At 45.3% G+C, this 5,757-nt stretch carries 5 protein-coding genes and 1 pseudogene; 5 read left to right on the top strand and 1 reads right to left on the bottom strand.

Going from position 1 to position 5,757, the window contains the following annotated elements:
- Nucleotides 1-118 precede the first annotated feature (118 nt).
- The 5 genes from ACTNC3_RS11090 to ACTNC3_RS11070 all read left to right on the top strand — a co-directional run bounded on the left by ACTNC3_RS11090 (nt 119) and on the right by ACTNC3_RS11070 (nt 5,340).
- Complete coding sequence (locus ACTNC3_RS11090) at nt 119-922, top strand: SDR family NAD(P)-dependent oxidoreductase (RefSeq protein WP_410043614.1); 804 nt, start codon at nt 119-121, stop codon at nt 920-922.
- 772 nt (nt 923-1,694) lie between these two features.
- The gene (locus ACTNC3_RS11085; RefSeq protein WP_441227462.1) at nt 1,695-2,705 is read left to right on the top strand and encodes an AAA family ATPase; all 1,011 of its coding nucleotides are present in this window, start codon (nt 1,695-1,697) and stop codon (nt 2,703-2,705) included.
- Nucleotides 2,706-2,994: 289 nt separating this feature from the next.
- On the top strand, nt 2,995-3,222 hold the full coding sequence (locus ACTNC3_RS11080; protein ID WP_410043615.1) for a hypothetical protein: 228 nt from the start codon (nt 2,995-2,997) through the stop codon (nt 3,220-3,222).
- Between the two features lie 197 nt (nt 3,223-3,419).
- Nucleotides 3,420-5,090, top strand: coding sequence for an AAA family ATPase (locus ACTNC3_RS11075; protein WP_410043620.1), 1,671 nt, complete (start codon nt 3,420-3,422; stop codon nt 5,088-5,090).
- Nucleotides 5,091-5,103: 13 nt separating this feature from the next.
- Entirely contained in the window at nt 5,104-5,340 is a 237-nt protein-coding gene (locus ACTNC3_RS11070) for a restriction endonuclease subunit S (protein WP_441227461.1), read from the top strand.
- A 191-nt stretch (nt 5,341-5,531) separates the two neighbouring features.
- Here the strand turns inward: ACTNC3_RS11070 and ACTNC3_RS11065 are convergent.
- Nucleotides 5,532-5,757, bottom strand: a pseudogene (locus ACTNC3_RS11065) (AAA family ATPase); the annotation flags it as partial.

Here is a 5,757-nt window from a genome sequence, read left to right as displayed (position 1 = left end):
AGTCAGAGCTACAGGGGATAATAAAAAGTCCCACAGTATCTGAATGTATTGAACCACAGAATCAAAAAGAAAGGAAAATGTTGATTTAGCTTCTGGAATCATCATACAAGGAAGAAAAATGGACAGATTAAAAGGCAAAGTTGCGATCGTTACAGGCTCAACAAGTGGTATTGGTGTGGGAATTGCGAAGCTGTATGCGGCAGAGGGAGCGAAAGTTGTGATCTGCGGCAGAAGAGCGGAAAAAGGACAGGCCGTTGTGGATGAGATCGCAGCAGCAGGCGGAGAAGCTTATTATCACTTTATGGATATGACGCAGATGGACAGCATTGACAAGCTGTTTGCTGATACGGAAGAAAAGTACGGAAAAATCGATATCCTGGTAAACAATGCGGCAAACGTTGGATTAAAGGACGGACGTGTTGATGAACTGACACTGGAAATGTGGGATGCGATCTTCCAGAGCGATATGCGCGGTACATTCTATACAACGAAAGTTGCTCTTCCGTATCTGCAGAAGAATCCGGATGGAGGTTCCATTATCAATATCGGTTCCATGGCTTCCTGCGCCGGCGACCTCGGATCTACCGCGTATGCGTGCGCAAAGGCAGGCGTTAATATGCTGACTCAGGCTGTCGCAACTCAGTACGGAAAACAGAAAATCCGCTGCAACTGTGTTCGTCCGGGTCTGATCGTTACTCCGCAGAACGAGGCGCATGTTCCGCAGGCATTAAAGGATATCTTCCTGAGCAATATTATGGTAGACCGTTATGGCTGCCCGGAGGATATCGGACATCTTTGCGTATATCTTGCATCGGATGAGAGCTATTATGTGACAGGCCAGATCATCAACGTTGATGGCGGTCTGAACTCCCATGTACCGACCGTTGCCCAGTTCAGAGCGCTGAATTCCAGAACCTGGTAGGATTATCGCAGAAGCACCGGAGCGAAAGACAGATCAACAGAAAAACAATACCGTCGTGCAGACGGATATAATGCGGAGATTCCCGGAGACAGATGTGTTTTCGGGGATCTCTTTTGTGTCATAGGGAACTTTTTACCCATATGCTGTTCCGGTTCTGAGAAATGTCGTCAGATGTCGCGAAGACTGCGGGAAAAATTGTTCGGAACGCTAGGAATTTTCAGGAATATTTGTTATAACACTTCTAATCTGTGAATGAAATCGTGGACAATGCAGGGGAGAGGAAGGTGGTAAGACAGATGCCGTCATATAAGGCAGCAATGAATAAAATATATGAAGATTCTTATGGCAGATGGCGTAAAGCTGTCTTTGTCACCGGCATAATCAGCGCGGGAATTATCTTGAACATTGGGGCCAGGCCCCGGGAAGAAAGCATAAACAAATTCTAAAAAGTTTATAAACTCCACGATGGAAATTTGGTGTGCTGATGCAGCGGAGGCGCAACGATGAGTAGTGGGATTGGAAAGATAGCGACACAAGTGACTGCTTTCTGGATGGAGACATTGGCAGGATGACTGGCGGGGCAAGGGCCTATAAAGTGGATGTATGAAAGAGTAAATGCTACTTGTGTAAGACTGAATGCAACTTACGATTAGAGGAGCTTTTCGGATTTCGATTTTGGCTTGCATGGGCCACCATTTTGGGGGGTTCTTGTGACTTCTATTATGTGGTAAGATTGAAGTCAGCATAGTATACAGAAATCGGAGTGATGAAAATGCCATTAAAAAGAATTGAAGCAGCCAACTTTACTGTATTCGAAGATATAAGTATTGATTTTTGTAAAGGACTGAATGTATTTATAGGCGAAAATGGGATGGGAAAAACGCACATATTGAAGCTGCTGTATGCGGCATGCTGGGCGTCTAAACATGATGTGTCTTTCTCTCAGAAATCAACGATGCTTTTTCGACCGGATCAGTCAAATATCGGTCGCTTAGTAAACAGAAGAAAGAACAGTAATAATACTGCGCATGTTTCTGTGGATTCTGACCGGGCGAAACTGGGTATGGTATTTACTACTCGCACGAAAAAATGGGATGCAGAGGTTAGGGGAAAAGAAAAGTGGGAAAAGCAGGACCTGACCAGTGTCTTTATTCCGGCTAAAGAGATTCTGTCCAATGCGTGGAATCTAGAAGCTGCAGTTAAGATGGGAAATGTAGAATTTGATGATACATATCTGGACATTATTGCGGCTGCTAAAATCGACATATCCAGAGGCGCAGACTCTGCAGAAAGAAAAAGATATTTGGAAATTCTGCAGAAAATCAGCACAGGTAAAGTTACATTACTGGATGACAGATTTTATCTTAAGCCGGGTACCCAGGCTAAAATTGAGTTTAATTTAGTTGCGGAGGGATTACGTAAGATAGCTTTGCTGTGGCAGCTGGTAAAAAACGGGACGCTTGAAAAGGGATCGATACTTTTCTGGGATGAGCCTGAAGCGAATATTAATCCGAAATATATTCCTGTATTAGCAGAGCTTCTTATCATGTTAGAGCACGAAGGTGTACAGATATTTGTTGCAACACATGACTATTTCTTATCAAAATACATCGAAGTAAAGCGGAATCAGGATAGTGCTGTGCGATATATTTCTTTTTATAAGAATGAAGAGAATAAGGTGCAGTGTGAAATAGCTGAAAGATTTGAATTACTGGAACATAATACGATCATGGATACGTTTAGGCAGCTTTATAGAGAAGAAATAGGAGTTATGCTGAAGTGATTGCTATAGCAGAATCGGAAATGAATTTCGGTGATTTCGACGAGACGAATATATTCCATATAGAAAAATCAAGAATCTATAAAGAACTTGGTACCGGAATCAAAACTGTGGAATTTATTCTGAAATATAAGAAAGATACCATACCATGGAGACGGTTCAGCTTTACATTGCGGGATCCTTCATGCGGAGGAAGCTGTAAACAGACTTCGATACAATAAGGTAAATAATCAGGTATCATTTCACACACAAAAAGCACTGGAATATTTGAGATTTGTTGGGAGGGATCGGTATGAGTGAGATATATACCTTTAATGGGAAAGATATCACGATGAACGTGTTCATTCAGATCCGGGCAGTCGTTGATATTATTAAAGAAGCTAGGAAGATTGATTTCATAGAGGCATTGGGACAGTTTTATCATTCCGATACCTATAAGACACTGCAAAATACGGAAAACGGTCTCTGGGCAGAGTCTCCGGAATATATTGCGGACTGCTTCTTCGAAAACCGGTATTAAAGAGGGGCAGGAGGGGCCAGGCCACGGTAAGAAAGAATAAACAAATTCTAAAAAGTTTATAAACTCTGCGACGGAAATTTGGTGTGCTGATAATTGGATTGATTCGGAATGAGCATGATTTTAGGGGGTGCTGAGTAATGTGCTATCTGGTGGCAAAAGATCGTGATGCGCATGGCTACGTGAAAGGAGCGACAGCGATGAGGATACTGAATATTCCTGTTGGGGTTTCGAATTTTGAAGAAATTCGTAAAAACGGGTATTACTACATCGATAAATCAGGGCTGATCGGAGAACTGCTCAGTAGAACCGGGACGAAAGTGACACTGATCACGCGTCCTCGGCGCTTCGGTAAGACGCTGGGCATGAGTATGCTGGAAAACTTTTTCGACATCCGTAAGGACAGTAGAGCGCTGTTTGAGGGGCTGGAGATTGCGAGGGATCAGGCGCTGTGCGATGCGTGGATGAATCAGTATCCGACGATTTTTGTTTCGTTTCGGCAGGTGGATGGTCTTGATTTTACCGGGGCATACGATATGCTCACCTGGGTCATCTCGGAACTGTATAAAAAGCATCGCTATCTGCTGGACAGCGACAGAATCGGTACCAGTGATAAGGAGATCGCGAAGCAGCTGGAATGGGGACAGGCTTCCTTGAAAGACACGAAAGGAAGTCTGCTGCTGCTTACCAGGATGATGCAGCAGCACTATGGTAAACCTGTGATCCTCCTGATCGATGAGTATGATGTTCCGGTGGCCAAGGCAAACAGTAACGGATACTATGCGGAAATGCTGGATGTCATGAAGGGCTTACTGCAGGCTCTGAAGGACAATCAGGCGCTTCAATTTGCAGTGGTGACAGGCTGCCTGAAGATTGCGAAAGAAAGCATCTTTACGGGCACCAATAATTTTGTGTCCGATACGATTACGAACTCTCGTCTGAATGAGTATTTCGGCTTCGTGCAGAGTGAAGTGGACCAGCTGCTGAAGGATGCGGGTGTGACGGAACAGGCGGACAGCATCCGGAGATGGTATGATGGCTATCATTTCGGAGACTTCGATGTCTACTGTCCGTGGGATGTGATGAATTACATGCTGGAGCTGCAGCGCGATCCGAAGGCGAAGCCGATCAGCTACTGGAAGAACACCAGTGACAATGCGATCATCCGTTCCTTTATCGACTATGCAGGGAGTACGATCACAAACAAGCTTGAAATCTTAATGGCTGGTGGCTGCATCGTTCAGCGAGTGGATGAAAACCTGACGTACGACTACCTGCACGCTTCAGAAGATAACCTCTGGAGCACACTCTACCTGACAGGTTACCTGACGCGGGCACGTGAAGCGGATTATAAGGGTGAAGTTCCAGATGGCATGGTTGCGCTGATGATTCCGAATGCAGAGATCCGGGAGATCTTCGAGACGACCGTCATCCGCTGGTTTGATGACAGCACGAAGAAGTGGAATCGAACTGCGCTGTTTGATGCCGTCTGGCGTGGTGACAGTGAGGGCATAACGAAAGAGATGAATGCCCTGCTCCGGCGCACCATCAGCTACCATGACTATCGGGAGGATTTCTACCATGCGTTCCTGGCGGGCATCTTCACAGGTGCAGGATACATGGTGGATTCGAATAAGGAGCATGGAGAAGGCCGCAGCGATGTGGTCGTCTATGATCCGGTGAATGCACGCGTCGCCATCTTTGAAGCGAAGTACACGAAGACCCTGGAAAATATGGAAAGAGAGTGCGATATGGCATTACAGCAGATCGATGATCGGATGTATGCTGCGGAGTACGAGGACGACTACGACCAGATTCTCTGCTATGGGATTTCATTCTTCCGGAAACGTTGCATGGTAAAGAAAAAGTGATGATCGGGGAGAAGTGCCCCATAATATTCAGCAAAATTGCTGGAATGTGAACTTCCAGCAATTTTGCAACTATAGAGAGTCGATTTTTACAAAGGAAACAGGAACGGCTAATCAAGGCAATTTGGGTTCCGAGGATATAAAAAAAATTGTATATATCCCTCTTCCACCCCTTGCCGAGCAAAAGCACATTGTCGCCAAAATCGAGCAGCTCCTGCCGTTGTGTGATCGGCTGAAATTCAATTCTAATTAGGGAGTGTGTTTAATGTCATACCAAGAAGTATCATTAAGTGAAAAAGAAGTCTCTGAGATTTTTGATATATGTTGCTGATTTCATGAGCTGTCACGGAGCTGCTCTCATGAGCTGTCGCTGAACTGCTCAACTTTGCGTCATGAATGTCGTATGGGTTATCGCCGCCGGAGATCACCTTCGGCGGCATTTGCTTACTCATTCACAACAAGCATTTCGTGTTCTGCCACATAACTGACCATGTGGTCATCGATCAGTCGCTTCTGTGTCTGACTGGCATACATCAGGCTCTTTTCGCAGACACGGTTCACCATCCGTGGAACACCGTTCGAGATCTGGTAGATCCGATCGATGGCCGAGTCGGTAAATATGTTCTGCGTGCAGCCCGCGTACTGCATGTGCGCATTGATGTAGTCCTCG

It is taken from the genome of Oribacterium sp. HCP3S3_B9 (assembly GCF_052064255.1).
In the GTDB taxonomy this organism is placed as follows: domain Bacteria; phylum Bacillota; class Clostridia; order Lachnospirales; family Lachnospiraceae; genus Oribacterium.
This window is presented reverse-complemented; position numbering and strand designations above follow the sequence as displayed.

Coding starts and splice junctions, on each gene's coding strand:
- ACTNC3_RS11085 (WP_441227462.1), top strand. CDS start 1,695: ATGCCATTAAAAAGAATTGAAGCAGCCAACTTTACTGTATTCGAAGAT.
- ACTNC3_RS11075 (WP_410043620.1), top strand. CDS start 3,420: ATGAGGATACTGAATATTCCTGTTGGGGTTTCGAATTTTGAAGAAATT.
- ACTNC3_RS11090 (WP_410043614.1), top strand. CDS start 119: ATGGACAGATTAAAAGGCAAAGTTGCGATCGTTACAGGCTCAACAAGT.
- ACTNC3_RS11080 (WP_410043615.1), top strand. CDS start 2,995: ATGAGTGAGATATATACCTTTAATGGGAAAGATATCACGATGAACGTG.